The sequence below is a fragment of the Pseudomonas yamanorum genome, from assembly GCF_013386765.1.
Classification (GTDB): Bacteria; Pseudomonadota; Gammaproteobacteria; order Pseudomonadales; family Pseudomonadaceae; genus Aquipseudomonas; species Aquipseudomonas yamanorum_A.
This window is the reverse complement of sequence record NZ_JACARE010000038.1, coordinates 112,284-137,275: the sequence shown is the minus strand read 5'-3', so window position 1 is coordinate 137,275 and position 24,992 is coordinate 112,284. Positions and strand designations below refer to the sequence as shown.

Here is a 24,992-nt window from a genome sequence, read left to right as displayed (position 1 = left end):
CAGTAAACTCGAGCTGGAGGGCCTGCTGGCCATGTAGGGTTGCGTAATAACTGACCGCAGGAGCTGTCGCGAAGTTCGCCGCAGCTGATATCGCGATGCTATCAATGCATGGGGGGGCCCTGCATCAGTGCAGATTGTACGCAATCGAGCAGGCGCTCGGTGCTCCACGGCTTGGGCAAGAAGCGCACGGTGCTGCCCAGTTGCGACGCCATCGCCGTATTGCCCGAGGTCAGCACCACCGGCAGCGACGGCCAGCGATGGGCAACCACCTTGCTCAAGTCGTAGCCATTGATCAGGCCAGGCATCTGAATATCACTGACAATCAGGTCAACCGGATCGCTGGTCCGTTCAAGAAAAATCATCCCTTCATCGGCGGAAGGGAATGAGGTCACCACCGCACCGAAATCCTCCAGTACATCCACCATCAACGAGCGAATGATTTCGTCGTCTTCCAGCACCAATATCGATGGCTGAGCCATGATCCTTACTCCACCATCAGGGTTAAGTAAGGTGGAGTGAGGGGCGGCTGAATAGGTTCGATTGGATGTTTTTTTTGCGATGGGTGGTCATTTGATGGGCAGGTTCCGTGCTAGAAGCGTTCATCCATCAGCGCCGGCAACGTCAGCTCCTTGACGAAGCTGGCGCCGGACAGGCTCAAGACCATACGCACCACTTGCACCACGTCATGCACCGGAATCAATTGGCCGTCACCGCGCTGTTCGGCCTGGATGCGTGAGGTGCTCAAGGAGTCTTCGGTATTCAGGTAACCCAGGTTCAGGCAGGTGACGCCCAGTCGCTGCTGGCGATAGCCTTCACGCAACGCATCGGCGATACCGCGCAAGGCGAATTTCGACGCACCGAACGCCACTTCCGGCCGGCCGCTCTGGGGCAATCCCGAGGTCGAGCCCGTGAGGATGATTCGGGGTTGGGGACTTTTCAGCAACACCGGCAGTAGCCGTTTGATCAGCAGCAGCGGTGCGGTGATGTTGCAACTGACGATGGCCTCCAGTTGCGTGTCCTCGTCGGTGAGGAAGCTATAGGCTGAGTCAAATGCGCGCTCTTCCCAGATGCCCAGGTTATAGATCAGCGTGTCCAGCCCCTCTGCCGCCACCGCCTGTTCAATGACGTGCGCTGCGTGTGCCGGCAGGCCAAGGTCCGCTTCCACCCACTGCACCTCGGCACCGGTGCTGGATATCAGATGTTCAGGGCGGCTGCGGGAAACCCCGATCAGCGTATCGCCAACCCCGCCCAGTCCTTCCATCAAGGCTTTGCCCAACCCTTTGCTTGCACCGACCACCATGGTTTTCATCGCTTGTCTCCTGAACCGCTGTGCTGATGGGAGCGGGCATGCAAGCAGAGTGGCGGGGTGATATCAATTGAGTGGCTGTTTCCAGATGTTAATCTCTACAGCGCCGTCCAAGCCTTCAAGGATCCTTATGTTCATCCGCAACCCTATTGTTCCCGAACTCATCGTGATGGGGCTCACGGCGAGCCTCGACTTCTGGGTCACCCAGTTAGGCTTCGAGATTGCCTATCAGCGCTCCGAGGAAGGCTTTGCTTATCTCGACCTGCACGGCGCGCAAATCATGCTGGAGCAATACGATCCGGGTGCCGGCCAGTGGTTGACCGCGCCGTTGGAAAAGCCCCTGGGGCGAGGCATCAACCTGCAAATCGATGTACCTGCCGTAGCGCCTGTTTTGCTGCGTCTGGCAGCCATCGGCTGGCCGCTGTTCCGCGACGTTGAGGATGCCTGGTATCGGGCGGGTGAGGTGGAAGCGGGGCAACGGCAGTTCATCGTGCAAGACCCGGACGGCTATCTGGTGCGTCTGGTGCAACGGTTGGGCGAACGACCAGTGGGGAGTCATTCATGAAATGCGCCGCTTTACTGACCATCACACTGATCTGCGGGGCGTTCAGTCTCCAGGCAACAGCGGCCGGCGATGCCGAAGCCGGTGGCAAGTTGTTCAGCAAAACCTGCGGCGGTTGCCATAGCGTCGGCGAAAACGCCCGGGGCGGTTTTGGGCCGCAGCTCAACGGCATCATTGGCCGCCCTGCGGGTACCACCACTGACTATCAGTATTCAGACGCGATGAAGAACTCAGGCGTGGTCTGGACGCGGGACAAGCTGGCCGCCTATATCGAGGCGCCGAAAAAGGTCGTGAGCGGCACCCGGATGATTTTCTGGGGGATCAGTGACCAGGAGAAGATCGACAACTTGTTGGCGTATCTTGCGACGTTCCAGGCGCAGTAACTCAGGTTGATTGACGGGAAGCGTCCCGATAATGCCTCGGCGCTTTCCCAATCACTCGCTTGAAAGCATTGCTGAACGCACTTTCAGACCCATACCCCAGCGACTGTGCCAACACGCCAACCGACAGATTGCCCTCGCGCAGCGCGCGTTGCGCAAGGCGCATGCGCCACTCGGTCAGGTACGCCAGCGGCGGCACCCCGGCGACACTTTTGAAGTACTGCGAAAAGGTCGTACGCGACATCGCGGCCGCTGCCGCCAACGCCTCCAGTGACCAGGCATTCCCAGGCTCGCTGTGCATCAAGCGCAGCGCGGGTGCCAGGCGCTTGTCGCTGACCGTGCGCAGCCAGCCTTCGGGTAATGCGCCCGAGGTTTCGACATAGGCACGCAGGATCTGGATAAACATCAATTGCGCCAGCTGCGCCGAGGCCAGGCTCGCTCCCAGCAAATTGGCTTGCGCCTCATGCGACAACTGGCCGAGCAGCCATTGCACGATGGCTGCCTGGGGCGCCGTGGCCCGTACGTGGATCAGCGGCGGCAGCGCGTTGGCCAGCAGCCCGCCACTTTCCGGGTCCAGTTGCACATAGCCGCCGATTTGCACACAGCCCTGGCCGTCGCCAATTTGTGGGAAGCGGCCGGCATCCGCGAACAACTGCCGCGCCTCCAACGGCGGGACCGACACATCGCCCGCCAGCACAAACGAACGTTGTGCACACAGCAGGAACACATCGCCCGCTTCAATCAAGACCGGCGCCGGCTCGCCGTCCAGCCACAGCCAGCACTGGCCCTTCACCAACCCGAAAAACTTGATCTTGTCCGGCGCGGGAAAACGCAGGGCCCAGTCGCCGCCTGCACTGAAGCCGCCGGTCATCACGGATTGGGCATTCACAAAAGTGAGAATCTCGGAAAACGGGTCTCTGGGCATATTCGTACTTTCGCGCAGGTAAACGGGATGTTCGAGTATTCAGAGTACGGCTTTCCCGGCGTAGCGTGTTACCACACGTCTAACGGAGACTTTGTCATGCCCACAGCACAAAACCCGATCCATAGCGGCTACGGCGCCGCGACCACCGCCGCTGAGGTGATCCGAGGTGTCGATCTGTCCGGCAAGGTGGCGATTGTCACGGGTGGTTACTCCGGCATTGGCCTTGTCACCGCCCGGACCCTGGCCGCCGCCGGCGCCCATGTGATCGTCCCGGCCCGTGACCCGGCCAAGGCCCGCGCCGCACTCAAACCTTATCCACAGCTGCAACTTGAATCCCTCGATTTGATGGACGCCCATTCCATCGAGCAGTTTGCCGAGGGCTTTCTGGCGACCGGTCGCCCGCTGCATTTGCTGATCAACAACGCCGGGGTCATGGCGCCGCCGCTGGGTCGCAACGCCCAGGGCTACGAATCCCAGTTCGCCACCAATCATCTCGGGCATTTCCAGCTTACCCAGCGCCTGTGGCCGGCGCTGCAACGTGCCGAAGGCGCGCGGGTGGTGGCGTTGTCTTCACGGGGGCATGTGCACGGTGCCGTCGATTTTGACGACTGGAATTTCGAGCGCCAGCCGTACGATCCATGGAAAGCCTACGGTCAGTCCAAGACCGCCAATGCGTTGTTTGCCGTGCACCTGGACACACTGGGCGCAGCCAGTGGAGTGAGGGCTTTTGCGGTGCATCCCGGTGGGATCATCACCGACCTGGTGCGGCACATGCAGGCGGACGTCTTGCAGGCATCAGGTTATGTAGACGAGCACGGGCAGCCGGTGATCGACCCCGAGCGGAACATGAAAAACCCGGAGCAAGGCGCAGCCACCAGTGTGTGGTGCGCGGTAAGCGGGCAGTTGGCGGGAATGGGCGGGGTGTATTGCGAGAACTGTGATGTGGCGGTTGCGATGAGTGCCGACTCGGAAGAACCGCTGGGCGTCAGGCCGTGGGCGGTGGATGCCGGTTTGGCGCAGCGGCTGTGGGCATTGAGCGAAGAGCTGGTCGGAGCACGCTAGAGCGCGGTGTGGGGTCAGCGTGCTGACCCCATCGGCCCGTCAAGAACCCTGCGGCGTCTCCCCGCGCGCCAGACGCGCATTGATATCTTCGATCACGGCCGGCAGTTCGACGATGGTGTCGATCAGGTAATGCGGCCGCGAACCCTCGAACATCTGGGTGATACGCGCACGCTCCAGCGCCAGCTCAGCAGCGGGCAGCGCCTTGTATTGCTCGTAGGTCAAACCCAGTGCGTTGCCCGAACAGGTCAACGCCACCGTCCACATGCCAGCGCTGCGGCCCTCCAAAATTCCCGGCCAGGTGTCGTCGACCTTGACGCACGCGGCCACGTCACTGATGCCCAGTGCAATCACGTTGGCCAACGCCTGCGCCGGATGCGGGCGCCCGTTCGGCACCTCGTCGGTCGCCACCACATGGTCGGCGACGTAGCCGTTGTGCCGCGCCAGTTCGACCACCTTGGCCATCACCACCGCCGGGTACCCGGAGCAGGAGCCGATCTTCAAGCCCTGGCCGCGCAGGGTGTTGATCGCCTCAAGGGCGCCGGGAATAACCGCCGAATGCAGGGCGATTTTCTCGATCTGCAACGGCATGAAGCGCTCGTAGAGTGCGGTGACGTCTTCGTCGGTGGGCAGGCGGTCAAACACCGCCCGATAACGCTCGGCAATCTGCGGCAGGTTGCACAAGGTGCGGATGTGGTCCCACTTGCCCATGCCCATCGGGCCGCGGGCTTCTTCCAGGGAAACGGCGACGCCGAACTCGCCGAACGCCTCGACAAAAATCTGCGTAGGCGCAAAGGAGCCGAAATCGACAACGGTGCCGGCCCAATCCAGGACCACGGCTTGCAGCTTGGAAGGTTGTTGGTAGTGCATGGCAAGTCTCCATTTTCAGGTGTGAGCAGGCCGTCCCTCTGCCGAAGAAGAGGTAAGCGCCTGGTGCGGGTTTAAACGGGTAAGGCGATCAGGTGGCCGGGATCGGGCTGGCCTCGAACAGCTCGGCGATCATCGGTCGGTTGCGCCGGATGCCCAGGCAACACAGGTGGTAGTCGATGAAAAACGGATGGTCGACGAAAGTGATGGGCGTGGTGCCCGGGGTTTCGGCGTATTCAACGGCAGACACAAAGCCGATGCCGATGCCTTTGGTGATCGCGTGCACGATGGCTTCGCGACTGTTCAACTGCATCACGCAGTTCACGGCGATGCCCTGGCGCTTGCAGCTTTCTTCCACCAGTTGCCGGGTGCGTGAGCTCTTCTCGCGCATCACCCACTTTTCGCGGCTGATCTGTTCCACGTGCACCTCTTTCTGCTGCGCCCACGGGTGGTCATCGCGCACCACTGCAATGATCGGATAGCGCCTGTACAGCTGGGTATCAAAGCGCTGGTCGAATTCCGAAAGGGCCAGGATCGCCACGTCGATATCGAAGTTGAAGAGCCGGTCCAGGGTTTCCTTCTCCGGGGAAAACGAGGTTTCCAGTTCGATGTCCGGGTGGCGCTGCATCAATTCGTAGGTCAGGTTCATCGCGATCGGCGGCGACACTGCGCCCAGGCGCAGCAGCCCGGTCTTGCGCTGCTTGAAACTCTGCAGCAGTTGCATGGCTTCATCCTCCTGGCCGAACAGCCCCTGGGTGATTCCGTAAAGGGCGTGCCCGGCTGCACTCATCTCGATAAACCGCCCGCGACGGTGGAACAGCTCCACCGAAAACTGCTTCTCCAAACCGTTGACCTGCTCGCTGACCGTCGGCTGGCCGACGCTCAGGTACTCGGCGGCGAGGGTGAAACTGCCGGTCTTCGCCACTGCGTGAAAGGAGCGCAGCCACTTGTGGTACTGGTACATAACGAGTCCTGTTCCTGAGGTCCGCCGGGCCGGTCATCAACGTCGGATAAACAACGCCACCGCCGCGCTGCACAGGCAGGCCGAGGTCACGACGATGAAGATCAGCGAGGTATTGCCGGTACTGTCGAGCATACTGCCGATCAGCGGTTCCGCCAGGCCGGCGAACAGATAGGATGAGAAATTCATCACGCCCGTGGCTGTACCCGCACGCTTGGCGCCGACCAGGTCCGGGCACAGCGCCCAGAAACTCGACGCCGGCCCGTACACAAAGAACCCGCACAGGAACAACGCCACCAGGCCGATTGCGCTGTGGGGCGGCAGGCTCCACATCCACAGGCTGGTGGCGGCGCCGAGGAACATGTAGAGCATGATTGCCAGGTAACGTTTGGAGCCGAACAGTTTGTCCGAGACCCAGCCGTTGCTCAGGGCGCCGATGGCCATGCCTACTGGCAGGGCCACGGTGATCCACTTCGGATCGATCATGCTGTCGCCGCTTTTCCAGTTGGCGCCCAGGAAGTGCACCGGTACCCAGACGATCAGGCCGTAGCGGGCAGCGTTCTGGAAGCCCAGGGAGATGGCGGCGATGATCAGGCGCGGGTTTTTCAGGACGGCCTTGTAGCGCTGCCCTGAGGTTTCGACTTCGCCGTGGGCCACTTCATGATTCTTGTCTTCGGCATTGGCCACGCCGGTGTCGGCCAGGGGTTCGAAGCCCAGGTCCTGAGGCCGTTCCCGAGCCACCAGATAGAAGATGATGCCGCCCGCCAGCATCAACAGCACGGGCAGGCGGAAGATCCAGCGCCACTCCAGTTGGAATACTTCCAGCACCACGATCGAGGTCACGTACGACAGCACCGAGGCGCAGCCGGCGGCGAACACATAAAAGCCATACACCTTGCCGCGTTCACCGGCGCTCCACCAATTGGAAATCAGCCGGCTGCCGGGGGCCCAGCCGAGGGCCTGGAAATAACCGTTGATGCCCCATGGCAAGATCAGCCCGGCAAACCCGCTGGCGAAACTGGTGACCCAGTTGGCCCCGCAGGACAGCACCGCGCCCAGGGTCATGATGCGGCGCCCGCCGAACTTGTCGGCGAGGTTGCCGTTGATGGCCTGGCCAATCGCATAGGCCCAGAGCATGGCGGCGGAGGCCCAGCCGAGGGTCTCCTTGGTCAGGCCGAACTCCGCCTGGATCCCGGGAATGGCAAAACCAAAGGTCTGGCGACCGGTGTAGAAAAACAGATAGCAAAACATCGCCGCCAGCAGCATGCGCCACTGGGCTACGCGAAACGATGAGGTACGGACGGCAGAAACAGGCAGCACGTGTGCACGATTCATGATGTTTTCCTTATTGTTATTCGCCCCGGCGACCGCAGCCGCAGGGGGGCACTCTTGATAGGTGCAACAGGAAACGACCGAATTACGGTGAGTCTAGGCCGCTTGCGAGCCGATGAAGTTCTTGCCGCGTGCGCCTTGCAGGGCGAAGCGGATCATCGCTTCGGCCTCGGTGGCATTCACGCCGTAGTCGGCAAATTCGGTCTTCACGTCCAGGCTGTGGAGGAAGTCGCGCAACTGCGTCTGGGCCTGGTGCAGGTCGGTGCCGAATACCCGTTGCAGGGTACGGTCTCGCGCGGCGTCATGCCCCCACGCCAGGCCCAGCACCAGCGGCAAGGTGAAGGAACAGGCGATGCCGTGGGGCAGGCCGTGGTGCAGGGTCATCTCATAGGAGATGGAATGGGCGAGGGCGGTCTTGGTGTTGGAAAAAGCCAGGCCTGCTTTAAGTGCCGCCAGGGCCATCCGTGAGCGTAATTCCTGATTGCCGAGATCACGCCGCAAGCGCGGAAGGCATTCCAGGATGTCTTCGATAGCGGAGATGGCAAAGGTGTCCGAGACCGGGTTGGCGTTGATGTTCCAGATCGACTCCAGTGCGTGGGACAAGGCATCCAGGCCGGTAGAGACGGTGACGCCACCCGGTACCGTCAGCATCAACTGCGGGTCGATGATCGCCACTTTCGGCCAGGTGCAGTCCAGGTGCAGCGAATACTTCTTGAGGCTGGCGGAGTCCCAGATCGTCGCCCATGGCGTGACTTCGCTGCCGGTGCCGGCGGTGGTCGGGGCGGCAATCAATTGCTTGTGGCGGGCCGGCACGAACGGTTTGCCGGTGGCCAGCAGTGCCAGCAACTCGTCGAAATCCCCCGATTCGGTGCCGACGATCAACGCCTTGGCCGTATCGATCGCGCTGCCACCGCCGACGGCGACTACCACCTGGCAGTCACCGGCCTGCTGCCAGAAACGCTCGTAGGTGTCGCGCAGTTGGGCCACGTCGGGGTTGGGCTGCACGTCTTCGATCACGTACACCAGGCGGTCACCCAGCAGGTGCTGGATGCGATCCACCAGACCGAGCCCGCGGGCTTCGGGGAAGGTCACGAGGGCGACGCTCTGGCCTTCGGTGAGGGCGGCGAGTTCTTGCAGGCAGCCCCAGCCGAAGCGGGTGTCTACCGGGTTGTGGAATCGGGCAGTCATGGCGGGTTCCTGGTTTTTGTTATTGGAAGTGCCGCCATAGTCGGGGAGGGTGGGATAGACCTCAAATCGATAGATTGGGGGGATGCATTGGCTGGGCCGATAGCAAGGCCCAGCCGATGAGGTGCTTCAACGAACGTTTCTGAACAGCATCAACCGCGCACTTTCATGCAGCCCCCGAGTCAGCCCCTGCAACCGCTGAAACTCCTCGGGATACTGCTGGGCTACATCGTCCCTCGGCGTTTGCGACGCCAGGTCGTGCAGGGTGGGCGAACTGCCGTCGTGTTCCATTTGCAGCAGGAAGTCCTTGGTCACTCCGCCGATCAGCGGGAACGTGCCCTCGCGCAATACCAGCGGCACCACCCGCTCGCCTTCCGGCGCAGGTTGCTGGATATCGCGGCCCATCGCGCCATTGCGGAACGGAATGCCCGCCATGCCGGCCACGGTCGGCAGCAGGTCGGCGAGGCCGACGGCTTCTTCGATCACCCGGGGTTCCAGGCCAGGTGCATGGATCATCATCGGTACGTTGTTGCTTTCCAAGCCAAGCTGCTCGAATGCCGGTGCCATGTGCGGGATCTGGCTGATGCGGGTGTTGTGGTCGCCGAAGAACACGAAGATGGTGTTGTCGTAGTAACCGCCAGCCTTGGCGATTTCCATCAGGCGGCCGATGTTGAAGTCCAGCAGGCGCACCGCGTTGTATTGCTCGACGCTGCGACTGCCTGCGGCCTGGACTTGCTCCACGGTGAGGTCGTGCACCACGAAACCATCGTTGTCTTTGGGGATGGTGAACGGGCGGTGGTTGCCGGAGGTTTGCAGGTAGGCGAAGAACGGCTGGTCCTTGGGAATGGCGCGCAGCAGTTCGTCGCCTTCCTTGAACAGGTCCAGGTCGGACACGCCCCACACGTCCACCCGTGGCGAGCGCCAGTGGCTTTCGTCGTAGAGTTTCACGCCGTCGATGCTCTGGCGGATCAGCGCGTTGATGTTCGCCCAGCCGGCATTGCCGCCGATCATGTAGAGCTTCTGGTAATCCTCGAAGGAGTTGATCAACGTGTGTTGCCGGGTGATCAGCGGGTTGCGGGTGGCGGTCTCCCGGCGGGTGACGTCGGGCACGCCGGTGATGCTCGCCCACACGGTCTTGGCGGTGCCGGTGACGGGCACGTAGAAGTGTTTGAAGAACCAGCTTTCCTGCGCCAGCTTGTCGAGGTTCGGCGTGGGGTTAAGCGGGTTGCCGTAGGCGCCCACGGCGCTGGTGCCGAGGGATTCGAGCATCACGAAAATCACGTTGGGCGGGCGATCGCCTTTAAGCCGGTAAGGCTGCACGGTTTGTTCGCGGGCGAAGTTCAGTTGCTCGGGATCGGGTTGGCTGACGCCCAGGTAATTCGCGACTTGCGGGTAGTGCTCGCGCACCTTGCCTTCATCGAACTGCGACTGGCCGACCTTGAGGGTGTCGTACAAAAACAGCACCGGGTTGAGGCCCACGGCGGCGATCTGGTTGTTGCCGGAAAAGAACGCATCGCTCCAGCGCAGCGGCACCGGGTTTTCGAGATTGAGGTTGGCGACACGGCCGAGCAGGGCCAGTAATACGGCGATTACACCGACGGTGGCCACCGAGGCCAGTGCCAGCTTGCCGATGGGTTTGCGTTCGCCATCCAGGGTGATGCGTTCAAGGCGAACCAGTGCGTAGGTCCACAGGCCGACGGCAGTAAGCCAACTCAAGGTTATCCACAGCACCGGGTAGGTTTCCCACACCATCTGCTGGGAAATCTGCGCGTCTTCCAGATAACGCAGCACCGTGGCGTTGATGCGCACACCGAGGTAGGCGTAGTGGCCGAAGTCGATGATGTACACCAGCCCGACGATGCCCAGCGCCACCAGCAGATAACCCCGGGCCAGCCAGCGCAAGGCGGGGACGGTCAGCAGGTTCCAGCGCGGCAGCCAGGCGAGCAGGGCCAGGGGCAGCAGGATCAGCACCGCCAGGCGCAAGTCAAAACGCAGGCCGATCCCGAAGGTTTCCAGCAGTGCGGCTTCCCTGAGATCAACCCCGGAAAACCCCAGTAAAAACACCAGCCGCAATGCCGCCAGCAACGCAAATACCAAACCGATTGCGCCCACGCCGTAGCGCAGGCGGCGCGAGTGCAACCATCCCATCATTGACCTCTGTGCAGTTTTAAAAGAGGGCGCCAGGCAGCCATCGCCAGCATCCACAACCCGGCCACCAGGCAGTAGCCCGTCAGCAGTGGGTCGATCAGATAGTCCCAGTAGTTTTCCGAGGCCTTGAGCCGCAGCGCGAACGCCAGGGTGCCCGCGGCGAGCATCCATACAGCCAAGGTATTACGCAGCCAGAGCATCAACAGCGCCGCCAGGCCTATCAGCACAATCATCGGCCGAGGGTTGAAGCCCCAGCGGTAAGGGTCGAAATACGTCAGGCCCATCGTCGCGGGGTACAGCACCAGGCTCAGGGCGCCAAACAACAGCAATACCTGGACCTTGTGCGGGCGCTGGAGCGGCTGCACCACACCCAACCGACACAGGCTGACCCACGCCAGCAACACCAGGGTGCTGATGGCCAGGTCATCGGTGAAGCTGCGCACATACGCCGCCAACGGCAGCTCGTTGACCGGGATAAAACTCACCACCACCAACACCGGCAGCAGCCATGGGCGCCAGGGCGTGGTGATGCGCAACAGGCTGAGCAGCACAAAACCCAACAGCACAAAACTCAAATGCGCTTGCCATACAGAAACCATCACAGGCGCTCCGACAGCCAGGCTTCGTTGAAGCTGACGTGTTTGATAAAGGTGTTATTCCATGAGTACACCAGGTGGTACATGCCGTCCGGGCTGCGGCTGAAGTACGGGTACTCGTATTCGAAATCGCAGCCACGGGGCTTGCACACCCGGTAATCCAGGTTGCTGAGGAAGCGTTGCTCCAGGGGCAGGCGCCGGGCGCCGCTGGACGCACGGAAGCCTTCGCCGATGATTTCCTTGTAGGCCTCGGGTGAGAACGGTTGGCCCAGCGGGTCGGGGGACTGGTCCAGTTCCACCACGGTGCGCCACTGGTTCAGGTTGGCATCGGTGCCGTACAGGCTGAGTTTGAAGCGCCCGTCCTGCAGGTCGTTGAGGGCCACCAGCAAGCCGTCGCCTTCAGTGCTGACCGCCGCCAGCGAGGAATTGGGGTTGGACGGCTCCAGCGGATAGGGCTCGCTCCAGGTTTGCCCTGCGTCTTCGGTGCGGCTGGCCAGGACCCGGTGATGGGTTTCGCCGGCATAACGCAGCATGGCGATGGCGCGTTGGCCGTCCTGCGGGACGATGGTCGGCTGCAGCGAATTCTTCCCACGGCTGATACGGAATTTGTCGACCACCGCACCGTCGGGGCTCAGGTATAGGTACTCGGCGAATTTGCCCATGAACTCGTGGTACACCGGCAAGCCGATGGAACCGTCGGCGTGGAACACCGGCGCGGCACGTACCAGCGTGCTGATGTTGAAAAACGGTGAAGTGATCAGTTGCCGAGGTGCCGACCAGTGGGTGCCGAGGTCGTCCGAGACCATCACATTGATCGCGCTGGTGGCCCAGCCGCCCACCGACACCGAGACGTAGAACATCCACAGGCGATTGTCCGGCGCCAGGGCGATCACCGGGTTGCCCAGCTTGCGGATGTAGCGGTGCGTGCCGTCGCGGGTGCTTTCGCGGGTGGCGAGTACTTGCTCCGGGCCCCATTCAGCGCTTTTGGCGTCAAAGCGCGCGGTGCGCACCTGCACATCGGCGGCGCCTTCGCGGGAACCGGCGAACCACACGGCCATCAGGTCGCCGCCGGGCAGGGCGGTGACCGAGGAGGAATGCACAAAGTCATTGAGCTGCGAGGAGACAAAGCGGCTGCTGTATTGCGGGGCGGCCGCTGTTGGCGATGTGGCCTTGGCGGCTTGGGCAAACGGCGCGAGCAGGTGAGGCGGATGACTTTGCCAGGCGGCGGCAAACACCAGTAACAGACTAACGATCGATAAAAGCGGGCGCATAGAGAACCTGTAGGAAAAAAGATTACTGCGCACGGTCATCCGGCAGGCGCCTCCTGCGGCCGGTGAGCATGGATAACGGCAGGTTGTCCCGAACCTGGATGCTTTCAAACAGCGCCGCCAGCACATGCACGCCAACCAGGGCTGCCAGTACATTGGCGGCGGTTTCGTGCAACAGCAGCGGCCAATCGGCGCCCCACAAGGCGTCGACTTCCTGCATTAAAAAGCCGCTGACACCGATGGTCAGCAGCGCCAGCAACATCAGGATCATCACCAGCGCGCCAATGGGCGAATGGCCCAGGCGGTGTTGCGGCCGGCGCTCGAGCAGTGAGCGCACATGGCCCTTGAGCCGTTCGACGGTCGGCCAGAAATCCGCCCAGCGTGCACTGCGCGGTCCGACAAATCCCCACACCAACCGCACCAGTAACCAGGCCATGGCGTAATAGCCCAGCCACACATGCCAGTCGTCGCCTGCTTCGTTGAAGAAGTAATTGGCCACAAAGACGCCGGCGATGGAGAGGTGAAACACCCTCACCACCGGGTCCCAGAGGCGCCGGGAGGTTGCTGGCATCAGCCCTTGATCTCGGTCTTCACGGCTTTGCCGGTGACCGGGTCGTGGTAGATCTCGACCTTGCGCTTGTCCTTGTCAAAGCCGTAGATCTCGTAGCAGTTGCCGTCGGTGACCTTGAACTTGCTGATCTCATAACCCTGGGCTTTGAGTTGTTCCTGAAAAGCCTTCTGGTCCTGCCATTGCGAGCGCTCGGCAGTGGTGCATTGCGGGCCGGCAATGGCCATGGGGCTGGCGATAATCAGCGACAGCAGGAGAATTTTACGCATGGAAATGCTCTCAGCAGATGTGGGAGATTTCACTGTGCAAAACCAACCTTAGCGAAAGCTTAGTTGGCAACGGCCCGTAACATCTTTCTCGAAATAGCTTCGGCGGTTACACGGCATCATGCCGCCGTTACTCCAGAGAATCAGCTATGCGCCTGCTCCTTGTCGAAGATGACCGTGCCCTCGGCCAAGGGATTCGCGTGGCCCTCAGCGCCGAAGGCTACACCTTGGACTGGCTGCAAGACGGCGTCAGTGCCCTGCATGCGTTGCGCAGCGAAAGCTTCGACCTGCTGCTGCTCGACCTCGGCCTGCCGCGCCTCGACGGCCTGACACTCCTGCAAACCCTGCGTGCCGAGCAATACGACCTGCCGGTGATGATCCTCACCGCCCGCGACGACACCGCCGAACGCATCGCCGGCCTGGATGCGGGCGCCGACGACTACCTGGTCAAACCCTTTGACGTCGAAGAGTTCAAGGCCCGCGTGCGCGCCTTGCTGCGCCGTAGCCAGGGCCGCGCGCAGCCGTTGCTGGAACATGCGGGAGTGAGCCTGGACCCAGCGACCCAACAGGTCAGCTACCAGGGCCAGGACATCGTGGTCACGCCGATGGAATATCAACTGCTGCATCAGCTGATGGCGCGCCCCGGCAAAGTCGTCACCCGTGAACGCCTGTCCCGCGCGCTTTACGGCTGGCAGGACCGCGTCGAAAGCAACACCCTCGAAGTCCTTATCCACAACCTGCGCAAAAAGCTCTCCACCGAACTGATCCGCACCGTGCGCGGCGTGGGCTACGTGGTGGAACTCAAGCCATGAACTCGGTCCGCGCACGCATCCTCATCCCGGTACTGGTACTGATCCTGCTGGGGGATGGGCTGATCAGCTGGCTCGTGCTGCGCGACAGTCATCACGAAATCGAAGAAGTCTACGACGCCCAACTCGCCCAAAGTGCCCGCTTGCTGCAAGGCGTACTGCGCCAGCGCGACCCCGGCGACGCTGACTTGGACCGCCTCTACCAAGCCTTCGACCAGGCCATGAGCCGCGTCGGCGAAGACGGCGCCGCGCACCCCTACGAAACGCGCCTGACCTTCCAGGTATGGCGCACCGACGGCCAATTGCTGGTGCGCTCCACCGACGCACCGATCCTCAGCGCCCCGCCTGACACCCTCGGGGCGCATGACCTGATGGATAACGGCAACGACTGGTGCGCGTTCATGCTCGCCGATATGCAACAAGGCCTGCTGATCTGGGTGGGCGAGCGTGACGACATTCGCCAGGACGTGATCCAGCGCATCATCCGCCACACCCTCTGGCCGATCCTGATTGGCGTGCCAATGCTGGCGCTGTTGATCTGGCTGACCATCGGCTGGGGCCTCAAACCCTTGCGCGCCATGGCCCAGGCGATACGCGGGCGGGACAGCGAGACATTGCGGCCGTTGCAACTTGAGCCATTGCCCACGGACCTGGAACCGATGCAAACCGCGCTGAACCGCTTGCTGGTGCAGGTAGACGACCTGCTGGAGCGCGAGCGACGGTTTATCGCGGACGCGGCCCATGAACTGCGCACGCCGTTGGCGATATTGCGCATTCATGCACAGAACGCCCAGAGCGCCGGGACTGAGGAGCAGCGGCGAGAGGCGCTGGATTTTCTGGTCAACGGCGTGGACCGCGCGACGCGCATTGGCAGCCAACTGCTGACCATGGCGCGCATCGAGCCGCAGTTGAACAACACCGTTCGCGTACGCGTGCCGCTGACGGAGTTGGTACGCGAAGAGCTTGCGGAACTGACGCCCCTGGCGATGGAGAAAGGCGTTGAGTTGGTGTTGGAAGGGGATGAGGAATGCTGGATTGAAACAGACCCGATAGCGTTGGCGATTGCGCTGCAGAACCTGGTGACCAATGCGCTGAACTTCTCACCGGCGGGGAGTGAGGTGAGGGTGATGGTGCGGGTGGCAGATTCGGGAGTGGTGCAGTTGTGTGTGGAGGACGAGGGGCCGGGGATTGATGAAGGGGAGATTGGGCGGTTGTTTGAGCGGTTTTATAGTCAAGGGAATGCGAATGGGGCAGGGTTGGGGTTGGCGATTGTGCAGATGATCGTGGGGAAGATTGGGGGGCGGTTGGAGTTGTATAACCGGGAGGTGGGTGGGTTGTGTGCGCGGTTGAGTTTTACCGAAGGAGCGGTTTGAAAAAGGCCGTCGTTGGAAGCACGGCGGTTACCGCAAGACTATGTTGCTGTGCTGAATAAATGCGGATGCTCTGCCTGGAATGCTTTGAACGTCTTGTACTTCCAGCGATCGCCGCCCGGATCTTCATCCGATGAACTAACCTCGCCGAAATACCAATGCTCTGATTCAAACTGTTCTCCGTCCTCATCTTCGTGGATGAAGTGAAAACCCACCTCATGGAGGCCTGGTGGGACGATCAGACCCCATTCATTAGCAAGGCTTCTGCCGGTAATACGGGTTTGGCGAAAATAGTCGTATTCGAAGGGCAGGGTAGAGCCGAGGTAGCGGCTTTTGTCGATGTAAACGCAGACTTCGCTTGAGAACATGTCGGGCACCAGAATGGCTGCTACGACCCAGCATTCAGGTGTTTCATCGGGCCGGGCTTGAATCAGGTGAGCGGCGGCGTTGATCAATTGCTGCGCGCAGTGTGCCTGGATCGCCGGGGTGGTTTGCTTGCCTTCTACGAGGGTTTCAATGACGGGGATTTTGAAGTTTTCAAATCCTCGCCTCACCGGGAAGTCTGCTAAAAACCAGCCTTCGAAACTGTCTGCCCATCGGCTGATTGCGCGCAGGCGCCTGGGGATGTTGCGGAGTTTTTTGTTTGAAAGTGCAAGACGACGCATAGGATATGAGTACTCTGGGTTTGCTTCTGTTTGTGAGGCCCGGGCTTATTTTTGATCACCAGGACTTTCTATAATCGAGTGCAAGAAAGTAGTCGCTTTCCGAGGAGATAATTTTATGGCTGAAGAGCGGCTGTATAGTTAAGAGCCATTCTTCACGCAGCTGGAACATTCCGTTGTTAATGTCGTCTTCAACGGACAGCCCGAGTGAGTCGACAACGGCATAGTCCTCGCCCAAGTCTGCTGAGCGTTCTGTTCCTATACCAAGCTCTGTCGACTTATCGAACCATTCCAGTCTTAATTTCAGTCCCATATGGCCTCACAAAAATTTTTTGATATTTCGTTTTTTCTTAGGCTTTTTCAGCCGTTCACCAGTTATGTGGTTGAACGCCCCCAAATGACTCCCATCGCTTGCTCTATACGCCTCTAGCTCGCCGTGCTGCGAGTCCCACTCGTAAATTATCCGTCCTTTGTCATCAATCCAACGCTCTCTAAGCCCTGCCCCACCTTGCTTTGGGGTCTTGGGTTTTGCTTTGCTCAGGTTTAGGAAACCGGTGATTTCGTCTGTGTCGGGAGCGGAATGGTATTTGTGATCCCCCGCCCTAACGCTGACCACCACATACAGTGGCCTAACCCCCGACTCCACCGGAAACACCAGAATAAAATCCCGGTACTCTGGCGGGTAAATCGGATTCACCAGAATCTGCTCGGCCGCCTCAGTCGGCGGATAGATCCACATCACCGGTGCTTGCGGTGCAGCCTCCAATGCGGGAATGCCAAGGGTGTCGCCAGGATCAATGGCCGGCGTCCAAATCAGCTCAACTCCCTCGCCGAGATCCGCCACGAACTGACTGTCACGACTCTGAAACTGCACTACATCGATCATCTGCCAGTCGGCATTTTTGCCGGTATAAAACCCATACCCCTTGAGCGTCCCATCGGCGCGTTGCTCGATATGCAAACGCATCCGAGAGCGGGCTTTTTGCAGGTGACGAAGCTGCTCTTCGCTATAGAGCGCACTGTCGCCAAGCTCCGACGGCCAGGCCAGCGCCACCAGCCCTGCAAGCAAACTCCCGGCTGCGGCACCGACTGCTGTAGCCGCGGACTCCAATACCGCTGTACGCAGCACAAGCTGGCCAAGCCCCAAGGGTAGGGCACTACCACTGATTTTCCTTAGGGCCACACCGCCGTGGCTATCCACCTCGCGCCCGCCTAGCAGCGTGAAGTGGCCGTAGTCCTTGATCTGCTCAAGCGGCACATAACCGGTGGGGTTGTTGTAGCTGATGATCCCGTCGGGTAGTTGGCAGGACTTGGCGAACACATGGCCTGGAATCCTTGTAGGTTCAGGCGATGGCGCAGGAGGCGCTTTATACAAATCAATGAACGGTGAATACGGAATCTGCTTAGGCTGCGGCGTCAGAATTCGCCGCTTCAACTGTTCTTCTTCGGTAATCGGATACGCGCGCTCTGTCATGACGACTCACTTCCCTGTGCAAGGAAGCGAGCCTATGAGAGCTAAGAAGAACCTGAAATTCTCGTTGTTCGATGGTGTGCGTAGGAAAACTCACTTTCTGAATGGGTGCTCACCTCCTAATCAAGTGTAGGAAGCTTCCAGTTCGCGTTCAGGCGTCGAAAAACCGGTGTGTCGATATGCTACGGTCGTGCCCCATAAACGATTAGGGATGAGGCGAGTGCCGGCCCTCCGTGGAAATTAGACAGGACGTCAGTTGATGATTTATGAAGATGTAGACCCGCAACTACTCGCCTTTTTGCATAACCCTATGGCGAACACGACTGCCCTCCCTCCAGCTGGCAAACGCCTCAATTGGCGCAGCCGAATGCTCTACAAAATACCCGCACTGCGTCGGTTGATTTGCCCCGAACAGGTTCAGTCAATACTCTGGGAGAAACTTCAGGCAAACCTGGAACAGGCCCGACAATCGCTGCCGCAGTATCTATTCGAAGACAACACACCGCTCAACCCTAATACGGTGCACCGGTTCACAGATCAACTGAGCCGCTATTTCAGGATTGAGGTAGCGCCTGCAGGTCATGGTGTGTCATCAGCGCCGGGAAGTGATACGTACGCTGACTTTAGTAAAGCTTACACATGGGCGGCGCTTGAATATACGTGCAACAGGATTGCCGAAAACCTGCAGCTGCGGGCCGTCCATAACTTATCCATCTTGAAAAATGCCAACTTGTGGTTGTGTTATTACCTCAGTGAAATCTATTTTCTTATTGGTCATGGACTTCTGACAGCCAGGTTGGTTGGGAGCACTCTTCACATTGTGCCTACCGCGAAACTGCAGCGACGGATCAAGGGGTATTGGTTGGCAGAGGTCACTGAGGCTAATTCTAAAATAAGTGATACACGCACACTATATGATATGGCGGAACTGTTGCAGAAACATGGCCGCTTGAATCCGGATTTGCGTGGGCTTTTGATACGTCAGACTCTCGATAAATGCCTCTCTATACATTCGGAATACTTGTCCGCGGCCATGATCCGGCATCCCAAGTATAATTACTTGCGAGAAATAGTCGATTTTGCTGTTCACCTGGAGCTGCGTGTAATGTTGGGTGAACGTACAACCGAGGAAGCTTACCTTAGGACTATTGTCAGTCCTGCCACGGTGGATATGATCAATAGTGCCTTGGCCGGACGCGCACCAACGTTGGACTCCGCCAGCAGTTTCATAGAATACAAGGGCGGCATGTATGTGCGGGGAGCACTAAACTTTAAGTACGGGTTGAGAAAGTTCGTCAGGTATTTGCTGGGTACGGCAACCGTCAACGGCAAAGAGGCGGACTTTGGTCAGTTGCTCGGAGCCGGCTTCGAAAAAGACTACGTTTTAAATTACATAAAAAAACTCAACGATCCGCGCCTGGAAGTATTTGGGGAGTTCAAGCCCGGCAATAATGCGAAAATCAAGGGTTATGATATTGATTTGATAGTTCGGGATGTCGAGGAGGATATTTATTACTTTATTCAAGTTAAATATCAGTTGTCGGAAATTCCAACCTATCTTTCGGAGCAGTGCCAGCTATTTCTAAATGCTAATTTTCGTACCGGCTTTGTAAGGCAGCTGGCCGTGCTCAGGGATAATATCTGCGATGAGAGTATTCGCCAGAAACTGAGCCAGCATGGCCTGGCCGGTGCTCATGCGGGTAATAGTCACTTCGTGTTGTTGCACAATATCCCGTTCCTGAATTTTTATGAGCTGGATGGTATCTTCTTTTATGAGTGGAATCTGCTTCGGAACATTCTACGTGACGGGCGGGTGCAGGTTCGAAAAGATCAACACATTACCGAAGAACGAGTGTTGAGCAAGCCACGGATGCATCGGCCTCAGGAGATGGTAGATGCTTACTTCAACCAGTCGCAGAGTGGAACGCAGATGACCGAGCACTATGATGTCTATTGCAGGGCTAATACACGCTTTGTTTTTGATGAACTGGACGTGATCTGCAAACTGTTGTGACATCCAGGGGGCGGCCTGAGTGGGCGTTATTGTTTACGCCCAATCAAGATTAAGGCTGGCTCCTTCATTAATTTTTTTTAGGTAGTCCTGAGCGGGGCATTGGTTCAGAGTACATGCCTGGAAATCACCCTCGATATCTCCACAATCGACGTCTTCCCCGTGAACTCGAACTTCACTTTCCCCACCGCCGAAAAGTAAATCTCCAACTCCGAATCCAGATCAAACGTCCCGGACGTTTCCACCGAATACGCGACGATGTTTTTGTATGGCAGGGACGTGAAGTCTTTCTTGCTGCCGGTAATCCCTTGCACGTTCACGGCAATGATGCGCTTGGTGGTGAACACCACGCCGTCGCGCATGGCCTTGTAGGAGTCGATGACCTGCTCATCATCCAGCAGCAACGACGATACGCGTTCGGCGTACTCGTTGTTTTGCTTGAGCTTGAAGAAGCCTTTGTTGTTGAAGTCGATCATGTGCCTTTCCTTGGGTGAGTGGTGCGGTAAACGCCGGTGCCTGTGTATGACGTTTTGCTCGCAGATCTGTATCTAACGGCGTTCCTTTTATCGCCCTACCATGGCGCCAACAACCCGCCGGCCATTACAAAGTTTTACCTCGTCAAGGAGCCACACCATGCCCGAACTGTCCAGCCTGCTTGCCTACGGCCTGATCTCTCTTGGTATGGTGCTGACGCCCGGCCCGAACATGATTTACCTCATTTCGCGGTCGATCTGCCAGGGCCGAGTGGCCGGATTGATTTCCCTGGGCGGCGTTGCGATGGGTTTTGTCGTCTATATGTTCTGCGCGGCATTGGGCATCACGGCGTTGGTGATGGCGGTTCCTTACGCTTATGACGCGCTGCGGCTCGGCGGGGCGTTGTACCTGGTGTACCTCGCCTGGCAGGCGGTCAAGCCGGGTGGTCGCTCGCCGTTCCAGGTGCGGGATTTGCCCAAGGACAGCCCGCGCAAGCTGTTCATGATGGGTTTTGTCACCAACCTGCTGAATCCCAAAGTGGCGGTGATGTATCTGTCGTTGCTGCCTCAGTTTATCGACCCCAACGGGCACGCCAGCGTGCTCTCGCAATCCCTGATGCTGGGTTTTACGCAGATCATGATCAGTGTGAGCGTCAACGGGCTGATCGCTCTTATGGCGGGCTCGATCGCCGGATTTTTCATCCGCAAACCGGTCTGGCAAACCGTACAGCGCTGGTTGATGGGGTCGGTGCTGATGGGGCTGGCCGTGCGCATGGCGGTGGAAGGGCGGCGGTAAGTCCTGGTCCGATCCCTGGGGGCGCTCAGGGACCGGCGTCAGTCAGGCCTTGCGGTACAGCGCCAGAAATCCTGCCAGTGACAACATGGCGGCCCCGCAGCATCGATTCAAGCGCTTCATCCCGGTTCGGGTAAGAATTTTTGCTGCTTGCCCGCCGCCGGTGGCGTAAAGCGCCATCACGGCTACATCCACTCCGGCGGAGATGACCGCCAGCGCAGCGTATTGAGGAAGAGTCGGCTCGCTCGGATCAATAAACTGAGGCAGAAACGCCGTGAAGAACAACAACACCTTGGGGTTTGTCATGGCCACAGAAAAACTGCGCCAGAACACTTCGCCGGTGGCTACACGGGTATCGATTCTTGACTCGTTGAGGGCCGGCGGGTTGCTGCGCCAAAGCTGCACGCCCAGCCATGCCAAATAACAAACGCCTATCCATTTCAGCACCACAAACAGTTCATGCGATGCCATTAGCATCGCGCCAAGGCCGAGGCCTACGGCGGCAATCACCAAAATATCCGACAGGGCGGTGCCCGCCATGCCGACGGCAACCTTGCGAATATTTCGAGTTGCCCCGTTGGACATCGCCAAGAGGGACGTCGGGCCAGGAATCAGCGCGCCAATCAAGCAGCTTGAGGTGTAGAGGATAAGCGTGGGGGCGTTCATTGAAAGTGCTCAGGCGTTTGGACGGAACCCAAGATAACTTACGCTGGCCGGTCTCTGGTATCTGAAAAGGCAAGGGCAGTATTTTTGATGTGCACAAAAAGTCGACCGCTTTACAGGATCGCTTTCAGGTAATCCTTGAGCGCGTTGAGCGGGGCATTGAGTGCTTCCAGTGTCGTCGCTTGGCGCACATCCGCCGCAAGCCGTTGCAGCTCGCGGCCCATCACGGTGTTCGCACCGCCCAGGGCTTCGAGGGCCAACGCCAGGCATTCGTCGATCTTCTGTTGGATGGCATTGATATCGCCATTGCGCACCAGCAAGCCAAACACTTCCCGCTCATAGCCGTCCATGACCAGGTCGTCCCGCAGAATCGGGCTCGCGCCTTCGGTCTCATGCACCAGCTTGAGAGCAAAAAGCGCTACAGCTTCCAGCGTCAGTTCCATGGCCAAGGTTCCTCTTTTCTCGAGTTCGCCCGCTGATCATCACTTTCCTGCAGGCGAAAAAAAAGACCTTGAATTTCAAGGTCTTTTTTTAAGATGGTGCCCCGAGGGAGACTCGAACTCCCACTCCTTTCGAAAACGGATTTTGAATCCGCCGCGTCTACCAATTCCGCCATCAGGGCTCAATGGCGGCGAAGTATAGAGATGAGATTACCGTTGGTCAATCACGTTTCATGGTCAATTTTCACTATTTCCGCTAGACTTCCCGGCCCTGCTAGACGAACCCCATCATGCGCGTTGCTGACTTTACTTTTGAGCTCCCTGATTCGCTGATCGCTCGCCATCCTTTGGCCGAGCGTCGCGCCAGTCGACTGCTGACCCTGGACGGGGTCAGTGGTGCCCTCGCACACCGTCAATTCACTGATTTGCTTGAGCATTTACGCCCGGGCGACTTGATGGTTTTCAACAATACCCGGGTGATTCCGGCTCGCCTTTTCGGCCAGAAAGCGTCCGGCGGCAAGCTGGAAATTCTGGTGGAGCGGGTGCTGGACAGCCATCGCGTGCTGGCCCATGTGCGCTCCAGCAAGTCGCCGAAACCGGGTTCGAAGATCCTTATCGATGGCGGTGGCGAAGCTGAGATGCTCGCCCGTCACGATGCGTTGTTCGAGCTTGGGTTTGCCGAGGAAGTGTTGCCACTTCTTGAGCGTGTCGGCCACATGCCGTTGCCTCCTTATATAGACCGCCCGGACGAAGACTCGGACCGCGAGCGCTATCAGACGGTGTATTCCGAGCGCCTGGGCGCGGTGGCTGCACCGACGGCGGGGCTGCATTTCGATCAGCCGCTGCTGGATGCGATTGCCGCCAAGGGCATCGAGTCGGCCTTTGTGACCCTGCACGTGGGGGCCGGCACGTTTCAGCCGGTGCGTGTGGATAACATCGAAGACCATCACATGCACAGCGAATGGCTGGAAGTCAGCCAGGAAGTGGTGGATGCGGTCAATGCGTGCAAGGCGCGCGGCGGGCGTGTGGTGGCGGTCGGTACCACCAGCGTGCGTTCGCTGGAAAGCGCGGCGCGCGATGGCGTGCTCAAGCCGTTCAGTGGCGACACCGATATCTTTATCTACCCGGGCCGGCCGTTCCATGTGGTCGATTGCCTGGTCACCAATTTCCATTTGCCGGAATCCACGCTCTTGATGCTGGTGTCGGCCTTCGCGGGTTATCCCGAAGCCATGGCCGCCTATAAAGCCGCCATCGAGCATGGATACCGTTTTTTCAGCTACGGTGATGCGATGTTTATCACCCGTAATCCGGCGCCGCGCGGCCCAGAGGAACAATCATGAGTCGTATGTCGTTTGAATTGCTGGCCACGGATGGTAAAGCTCGCCGCGGCCGTTTGACGTTCCCTCGCGGTACCGTCGAGACCCCGGCCTTTATGCCGGTCGGTACCTACGGCACCGTAAAGGGCATGCTGCCACGGGATATCGTTGCCACCGGCGCCGAGATCATCCTGGGCAACACCTTCCACCTGTGGCTGCGCCCTGGCACCGAAGTGATCAAGAAGCACGGTGACCTGCACGACTTCATGCAGTGGAAAGGCCCGATCCTGACCGACTCCGGTGGTTTCCAGGTGTTCAGCCTGGGCGCCATGCGCAAGATCAAGGAGGAGGGTGTGACCTTCGCCTCCCCGGTGGACGGCGCCAAGGTGTTCATGGGGCCGGAAGAGTCGATGCAGGTCCAGCGCGACCTGGGCTCCGACATCGTGATGATTTTCGACGAATGCACGCCGTACCCGGCCGATGAAGATGTGGCACGGGTCTCGATGGAGCTGTCGTTGCGTTGGGCCCAGCGTTCGAAGAATGCCCATGGCGATAACACCGCTGCACTGTTCGGTATCGTGCAGGGCGGCATGCATGAAAGCTTGCGCAAGCGCTCCCTGGAAGGCCTCGACAAGATCGGCTTCGACGGCCTGGCCATCGGCGGTCTGTCGGTGGGCGAGCCCAAGCACGAGATGATCAAGGTGCTGGACTACCTGCCGGGCCTGATGCCGGCTGACAAACCTCGTTACCTTATGGGCGTTGGCAAACCGGAAGATCTCGTAGAGGGTGTGCGCCGCGGTGTGGACATGTTCGATTGCGTGATGCCAACCCGTAATGCCCGCAATGGGCATCTGTTCATCGATACAGGCGTGCTGAAGATCCGTAACGCGTTCCATCGCCATGATGAATCGCCGCTGGATCCCACCTGTGATTGCTACACCTGCCAGAACTTCTCGCGCGCTTATCTGCATCATCTGGACAAGTGCGGGGAAATGCTGGGTAGCATGTTGAATACCATCCACAATTTGCGTCACTACCAAGTCCTGATGGCTGGTTTGCGCGAGGCTATTCAACAGGGTACATTGGCCGCCTTCGTCGATGCCTTCTATGCCAAGCGCGGGCTGCCTGTGCCGCCCTTGGACTGAGTTTTCCGACCCTAAGATTCACTATTTGCAACTGGAGTGCTAAATGAGCTTTTTTATCTCTAATGCCATGGCTGATGCCGCTGCACCGGCCGCTGCCGGCCCGTTGGGCGGTGGTTTTGAGTGGATTTTCCTGGTCGGCTTCCTGGTCATCTTCTACCTGATGATCTGGCGTCCACAGGCCAAGCGCGCCAAAGAGCAGAAGAACCTGCTGGGCAGCTTGCAGAAAGGTGACGAAGTCGTGACCACCGGCGGCATCGCCGGCAAAATCACCAAAGTGTCCGACGCTTTCGTGGTTCTGGAAGTCTCCGACACCGTAGAAATGAAGTTCCAGAAGGGCGCCATCGCCGCCACGCTGCCAAAAGGCACGCTCAAAGCGATCTGAGTAACAACCTTTACCAATCGACGGGGCGCGCAAG

At 59.4% G+C, this 24,992-nt stretch carries 28 protein-coding genes and 1 tRNA gene; 10 read left to right on the top strand and 19 right to left on the bottom strand.

Annotation, left to right across the window (positions count from 1 at the left end; all coding sequences use genetic code 11):
* Positions 1–101: 101 nt before the first annotated feature.
* Both HX875_RS26395 and HX875_RS26390 read right to left on the bottom strand, forming a co-directional pair.
* Entirely contained in the window at positions 102–479 is a 378-nt protein-coding gene (locus tag HX875_RS26395) for a response regulator (RefSeq protein WP_177047110.1), read from the bottom strand.
* Positions 480–589: 110 nt separating this feature from the next.
* Positions 590–1,309 (bottom strand): SDR family NAD(P)-dependent oxidoreductase, encoded by a 720-nt coding sequence (locus HX875_RS26390; protein WP_177047108.1) that lies wholly within the window; start codon positions 1,307–1,309, stop codon positions 590–592.
* 127 nt (positions 1,310–1,436) lie between these two features.
* Between HX875_RS26390 and HX875_RS26385 the strand changes: the two genes are divergently transcribed.
* Both HX875_RS26385 and HX875_RS26380 read left to right on the top strand, forming a co-directional pair.
* The gene (locus HX875_RS26385; protein WP_177047107.1) at positions 1,437–1,871 is read left to right on the top strand and encodes a bleomycin resistance protein; all 435 of its coding nucleotides are present in this window, start codon (positions 1,437–1,439) and stop codon (positions 1,869–1,871) included.
* Positions 1,868–2,251: a c-type cytochrome gene (locus tag HX875_RS26380; RefSeq protein WP_177047105.1), complete on the top strand. Its 384-nt coding sequence runs from the start codon at positions 1,868–1,870 to the stop codon at positions 2,249–2,251. Before HX875_RS26385 ends, HX875_RS26380 begins: the two co-directional genes overlap by 4 nt.
* A gap of 1 nt (position 2,252) precedes the next feature.
* Here HX875_RS26380 and HX875_RS26375 read toward each other — a convergent pair whose 3' ends face one another.
* A complete protein-coding gene (locus HX875_RS26375) occupies positions 2,253–3,173 on the bottom strand; it encodes an AraC family transcriptional regulator (protein WP_177047102.1) in 921 nt (306 codons plus the stop codon).
* A gap of 96 nt (positions 3,174–3,269) precedes the next feature.
* Between HX875_RS26375 and HX875_RS26370 the strand changes: the two genes are divergently transcribed.
* Positions 3,270–4,235 (top strand): oxidoreductase, encoded by a 966-nt coding sequence (locus tag HX875_RS26370; protein WP_177047100.1) that lies wholly within the window; start codon positions 3,270–3,272, stop codon positions 4,233–4,235.
* A 39-nt stretch (positions 4,236–4,274) separates the two neighbouring features.
* Here the strand turns inward: HX875_RS26370 and phnX are convergent, their stop codons facing one another.
* The 9 genes from phnX to HX875_RS26325 all read right to left on the bottom strand — a co-directional run bounded on the left by phnX (position 4,275) and on the right by HX875_RS26325 (position 13,426).
* A complete protein-coding gene (phnX, locus tag HX875_RS26365) occupies positions 4,275–5,102 on the bottom strand; it encodes a phosphonoacetaldehyde hydrolase (protein ID WP_177047098.1) in 828 nt (275 codons plus the stop codon).
* Positions 5,103–5,190: 88 nt separating this feature from the next.
* Entirely contained in the window at positions 5,191–6,063 is an 873-nt protein-coding gene (locus HX875_RS26360) for a LysR substrate-binding domain-containing protein (protein WP_010176889.1), read from the bottom strand.
* Between the two features lie 36 nt (positions 6,064–6,099).
* A complete protein-coding gene (locus HX875_RS26355; protein ID WP_177047096.1) occupies positions 6,100–7,395 on the bottom strand; it encodes an MFS transporter in 1,296 nt (431 codons plus the stop codon).
* A 93-nt stretch (positions 7,396–7,488) separates the two neighbouring features.
* The gene (gene psrA / locus HX875_RS26350) at positions 7,489–8,580 is read right to left on the bottom strand and encodes an iron-containing alcohol dehydrogenase PsrA (RefSeq protein ID WP_177047094.1); all 1,092 of its coding nucleotides are present in this window, start codon (positions 8,578–8,580) and stop codon (positions 7,489–7,491) included.
* A 126-nt stretch (positions 8,581–8,706) separates the two neighbouring features.
* Positions 8,707–10,725: an LTA synthase family protein gene (locus tag HX875_RS26345; protein ID WP_177047092.1), complete on the bottom strand. Its 2,019-nt coding sequence runs from the start codon at positions 10,723–10,725 to the stop codon at positions 8,707–8,709.
* Positions 10,725–11,324 carry a hypothetical protein gene (locus HX875_RS26340; RefSeq protein ID WP_177047090.1) on the bottom strand — a complete coding sequence of 200 codons (600 nt, stop codon included), beginning with the start codon at positions 11,322–11,324 and terminating at the stop codon, positions 10,725–10,727. Before HX875_RS26340 ends, HX875_RS26345 begins: the two co-directional genes overlap by 1 nt.
* On the bottom strand, positions 11,324–12,592 hold the full coding sequence (locus HX875_RS26335) for a sialidase family protein (protein ID WP_177047088.1): 1,269 nt from the start codon (positions 12,590–12,592) through the stop codon (positions 11,324–11,326). Before HX875_RS26335 ends, HX875_RS26340 begins: the two co-directional genes overlap by 1 nt.
* A gap of 22 nt (positions 12,593–12,614) precedes the next feature.
* Entirely contained in the window at positions 12,615–13,160 is a 546-nt protein-coding gene (locus tag HX875_RS26330) for a cytochrome b/b6 domain-containing protein (RefSeq protein WP_177047086.1), read from the bottom strand.
* Complete coding sequence (locus HX875_RS26325) at positions 13,160–13,426, bottom strand: PepSY domain-containing protein (RefSeq protein ID WP_177047084.1); 267 nt, start codon at positions 13,424–13,426, stop codon at positions 13,160–13,162. The genes HX875_RS26330 and HX875_RS26325 overlap by 1 nt, the downstream gene beginning before the upstream one ends.
* Positions 13,427–13,572: 146 nt before the next feature.
* Here HX875_RS26325 and HX875_RS26320 point away from each other — a divergent pair, with 146 nt between their 5' ends.
* A complete protein-coding gene (locus tag HX875_RS26320) occupies positions 13,573–14,235 on the top strand; it encodes a response regulator (protein ID WP_177047083.1) in 663 nt (220 codons plus the stop codon).
* Entirely contained in the window at positions 14,232–15,605 is a 1,374-nt protein-coding gene (locus tag HX875_RS26315) for a sensor histidine kinase (protein ID WP_177047081.1), read from the top strand. Before HX875_RS26320 ends, HX875_RS26315 begins: the two co-directional genes overlap by 4 nt.
* 38 nt (positions 15,606–15,643) lie before the next feature.
* On the opposite strand, the gene HX875_RS26310 is transcribed toward HX875_RS26315, so the two are convergent.
* The 3 genes from HX875_RS26310 to HX875_RS26300 are packed head-to-tail and all read right to left on the bottom strand — an operon-like array spanning position 15,644 to position 17,738.
* Positions 15,644–16,267, bottom strand: a complete 624-nt coding sequence (locus HX875_RS26310) for a DUF3916 domain-containing protein (protein WP_177047079.1) — start codon at positions 16,265–16,267, stop codon at positions 15,644–15,646.
* A gap of 55 nt (positions 16,268–16,322) precedes the next feature.
* Positions 16,323–16,577 (bottom strand): colicin E3-like toxin immunity protein, encoded by a 255-nt coding sequence (locus HX875_RS26305; protein WP_177047077.1) that lies wholly within the window; start codon positions 16,575–16,577, stop codon positions 16,323–16,325.
* A 6-nt stretch (positions 16,578–16,583) separates the two neighbouring features.
* On the bottom strand, positions 16,584–17,738 hold the full coding sequence (locus HX875_RS26300) for an S-type pyocin domain-containing protein (RefSeq protein WP_177047075.1): 1,155 nt from the start codon (positions 17,736–17,738) through the stop codon (positions 16,584–16,586).
* Positions 17,739–17,994: 256 nt separating this feature from the next.
* On the opposite strand from HX875_RS26300, the gene HX875_RS26295 reads away from it, so the two are divergent.
* Positions 17,995–19,749, top strand: a complete 1,755-nt coding sequence (locus HX875_RS26295) for a hypothetical protein (RefSeq protein ID WP_177047073.1) — start codon at positions 17,995–17,997, stop codon at positions 19,747–19,749.
* Positions 19,750–19,853: 104 nt separating this feature from the next.
* On the opposite strand, the gene HX875_RS26290 is transcribed toward HX875_RS26295, so the two are convergent.
* Entirely contained in the window at positions 19,854–20,222 is a 369-nt protein-coding gene (locus HX875_RS26290) for a PH domain-containing protein (protein ID WP_003210321.1), read from the bottom strand.
* A gap of 157 nt (positions 20,223–20,379) precedes the next feature.
* Between HX875_RS26290 and HX875_RS26285 the strand changes: the two genes are divergently transcribed.
* Entirely contained in the window at positions 20,380–21,015 is a 636-nt protein-coding gene (locus tag HX875_RS26285) for a LysE family translocator (RefSeq protein WP_177047071.1), read from the top strand.
* A gap of 42 nt (positions 21,016–21,057) precedes the next feature.
* On the opposite strand, the gene HX875_RS26280 is transcribed toward HX875_RS26285, so the two are convergent.
* The 3 genes from HX875_RS26280 to HX875_RS26270 all read right to left on the bottom strand — a co-directional run bounded on the left by HX875_RS26280 (position 21,058) and on the right by HX875_RS26270 (position 22,297).
* Positions 21,058–21,678, bottom strand: coding sequence for a LysE family translocator (locus tag HX875_RS26280; protein WP_177047069.1), 621 nt, complete (start codon positions 21,676–21,678; stop codon positions 21,058–21,060).
* Between the two features lie 110 nt (positions 21,679–21,788).
* Positions 21,789–22,118, bottom strand: coding sequence for a hypothetical protein (locus tag HX875_RS26275; RefSeq protein ID WP_177047067.1), 330 nt, complete (start codon positions 22,116–22,118; stop codon positions 21,789–21,791).
* A 94-nt stretch (positions 22,119–22,212) separates the two neighbouring features.
* A tRNA-Leu gene (locus HX875_RS26270) sits at positions 22,213–22,297 on the bottom strand.
* Between the two features lie 108 nt (positions 22,298–22,405).
* On the opposite strand from HX875_RS26270, the gene queA reads away from it, so the two are divergent.
* The 3 genes from queA to yajC are packed head-to-tail and all read left to right on the top strand — an operon-like array spanning position 22,406 to position 24,958.
* The gene (gene queA, locus HX875_RS26265; RefSeq protein ID WP_177047065.1) at positions 22,406–23,455 is read left to right on the top strand and encodes a tRNA preQ1(34) S-adenosylmethionine ribosyltransferase-isomerase QueA; all 1,050 of its coding nucleotides are present in this window, start codon (positions 22,406–22,408) and stop codon (positions 23,453–23,455) included.
* Between the two features lie 5 nt (positions 23,456–23,460).
* A complete protein-coding gene (gene tgt / locus HX875_RS26260; protein ID WP_010176873.1) occupies positions 23,461–24,576 on the top strand; it encodes a tRNA guanosine(34) transglycosylase Tgt in 1,116 nt (371 codons plus the stop codon).
* A 43-nt stretch (positions 24,577–24,619) separates the two neighbouring features.
* The gene (yajC, locus tag HX875_RS26255) at positions 24,620–24,958 is read left to right on the top strand and encodes a preprotein translocase subunit YajC (RefSeq protein WP_076017553.1); all 339 of its coding nucleotides are present in this window, start codon (positions 24,620–24,622) and stop codon (positions 24,956–24,958) included.
* The last annotated feature ends 34 nt before the right edge of the window (positions 24,959–24,992 follow it).

Bases quoted from the DNA above. Each gene is read 5' to 3' on its own strand.
- yajC (WP_076017553.1), top strand. From the start codon at position 24,620: ATGAGCTTTTTTATCTCTAATGCCATGGCTGATGCCGCTGCACCGGCC.
- HX875_RS26310 (WP_177047079.1), bottom strand. From the start codon at position 16,267: ATGCGTCGTCTTGCACTTTCAAACAAAAAACTCCGCAACATCCCCAGG.
- HX875_RS26390 (WP_177047108.1), bottom strand. From the start codon at position 1,309: ATGAAAACCATGGTGGTCGGTGCAAGCAAAGGGTTGGGCAAAGCCTTG.
- HX875_RS26345 (WP_177047092.1), bottom strand. From the start codon at position 10,725: ATGGGATGGTTGCACTCGCGCCGCCTGCGCTACGGCGTGGGCGCAATC.
- phnX (WP_177047098.1), bottom strand. From the start codon at position 5,102: ATGCACTACCAACAACCTTCCAAGCTGCAAGCCGTGGTCCTGGATTGG.
- HX875_RS26295 (WP_177047073.1), top strand. From the start codon at position 17,995: ATGATTTATGAAGATGTAGACCCGCAACTACTCGCCTTTTTGCATAAC.
- tgt (WP_010176873.1), top strand. From the start codon at position 23,461: ATGTCGTTTGAATTGCTGGCCACGGATGGTAAAGCTCGCCGCGGCCGT.
- HX875_RS26355 (WP_177047096.1), bottom strand. From the start codon at position 7,395: ATGAATCGTGCACACGTGCTGCCTGTTTCTGCCGTCCGTACCTCATCG.
- HX875_RS26330 (WP_177047086.1), bottom strand. From the start codon at position 13,160: ATGCCAGCAACCTCCCGGCGCCTCTGGGACCCGGTGGTGAGGGTGTTT.
- HX875_RS26385 (WP_177047107.1), top strand. From the start codon at position 1,437: ATGTTCATCCGCAACCCTATTGTTCCCGAACTCATCGTGATGGGGCTC.
- psrA (WP_177047094.1), bottom strand. From the start codon at position 8,580: ATGACTGCCCGATTCCACAACCCGGTAGACACCCGCTTCGGCTGGGGC.
- HX875_RS26360 (WP_010176889.1), bottom strand. From the start codon at position 6,063: ATGTACCAGTACCACAAGTGGCTGCGCTCCTTTCACGCAGTGGCGAAG.
- HX875_RS26280 (WP_177047069.1), bottom strand. From the start codon at position 21,678: ATGAACGCCCCCACGCTTATCCTCTACACCTCAAGCTGCTTGATTGGC.
- queA (WP_177047065.1), top strand. From the start codon at position 22,406: ATGCGCGTTGCTGACTTTACTTTTGAGCTCCCTGATTCGCTGATCGCT.
- HX875_RS26340 (WP_177047090.1), bottom strand. From the start codon at position 11,324: ATGGTTTCTGTATGGCAAGCGCATTTGAGTTTTGTGCTGTTGGGTTTT.
- HX875_RS26320 (WP_177047083.1), top strand. From the start codon at position 13,573: ATGCGCCTGCTCCTTGTCGAAGATGACCGTGCCCTCGGCCAAGGGATT.
- HX875_RS26285 (WP_177047071.1), top strand. From the start codon at position 20,380: ATGCCCGAACTGTCCAGCCTGCTTGCCTACGGCCTGATCTCTCTTGGT.
- HX875_RS26395 (WP_177047110.1), bottom strand. From the start codon at position 479: ATGGCTCAGCCATCGATATTGGTGCTGGAAGACGACGAAATCATTCGC.
- HX875_RS26290 (WP_003210321.1), bottom strand. From the start codon at position 20,222: ATGATCGACTTCAACAACAAAGGCTTCTTCAAGCTCAAGCAAAACAAC.
- HX875_RS26305 (WP_177047077.1), bottom strand. From the start codon at position 16,577: ATGGGACTGAAATTAAGACTGGAATGGTTCGATAAGTCGACAGAGCTT.
- HX875_RS26300 (WP_177047075.1), bottom strand. From the start codon at position 17,738: ATGACAGAGCGCGCGTATCCGATTACCGAAGAAGAACAGTTGAAGCGG.
- HX875_RS26325 (WP_177047084.1), bottom strand. From the start codon at position 13,426: ATGCGTAAAATTCTCCTGCTGTCGCTGATTATCGCCAGCCCCATGGCC.
- HX875_RS26315 (WP_177047081.1), top strand. From the start codon at position 14,232: ATGAACTCGGTCCGCGCACGCATCCTCATCCCGGTACTGGTACTGATC.
- HX875_RS26380 (WP_177047105.1), top strand. From the start codon at position 1,868: ATGAAATGCGCCGCTTTACTGACCATCACACTGATCTGCGGGGCGTTC.
- HX875_RS26375 (WP_177047102.1), bottom strand. From the start codon at position 3,173: ATGCCCAGAGACCCGTTTTCCGAGATTCTCACTTTTGTGAATGCCCAA.
- HX875_RS26370 (WP_177047100.1), top strand. From the start codon at position 3,270: ATGCCCACAGCACAAAACCCGATCCATAGCGGCTACGGCGCCGCGACC.
- HX875_RS26275 (WP_177047067.1), bottom strand. From the start codon at position 22,118: ATGGAACTGACGCTGGAAGCTGTAGCGCTTTTTGCTCTCAAGCTGGTG.
- HX875_RS26335 (WP_177047088.1), bottom strand. From the start codon at position 12,592: ATGCGCCCGCTTTTATCGATCGTTAGTCTGTTACTGGTGTTTGCCGCC.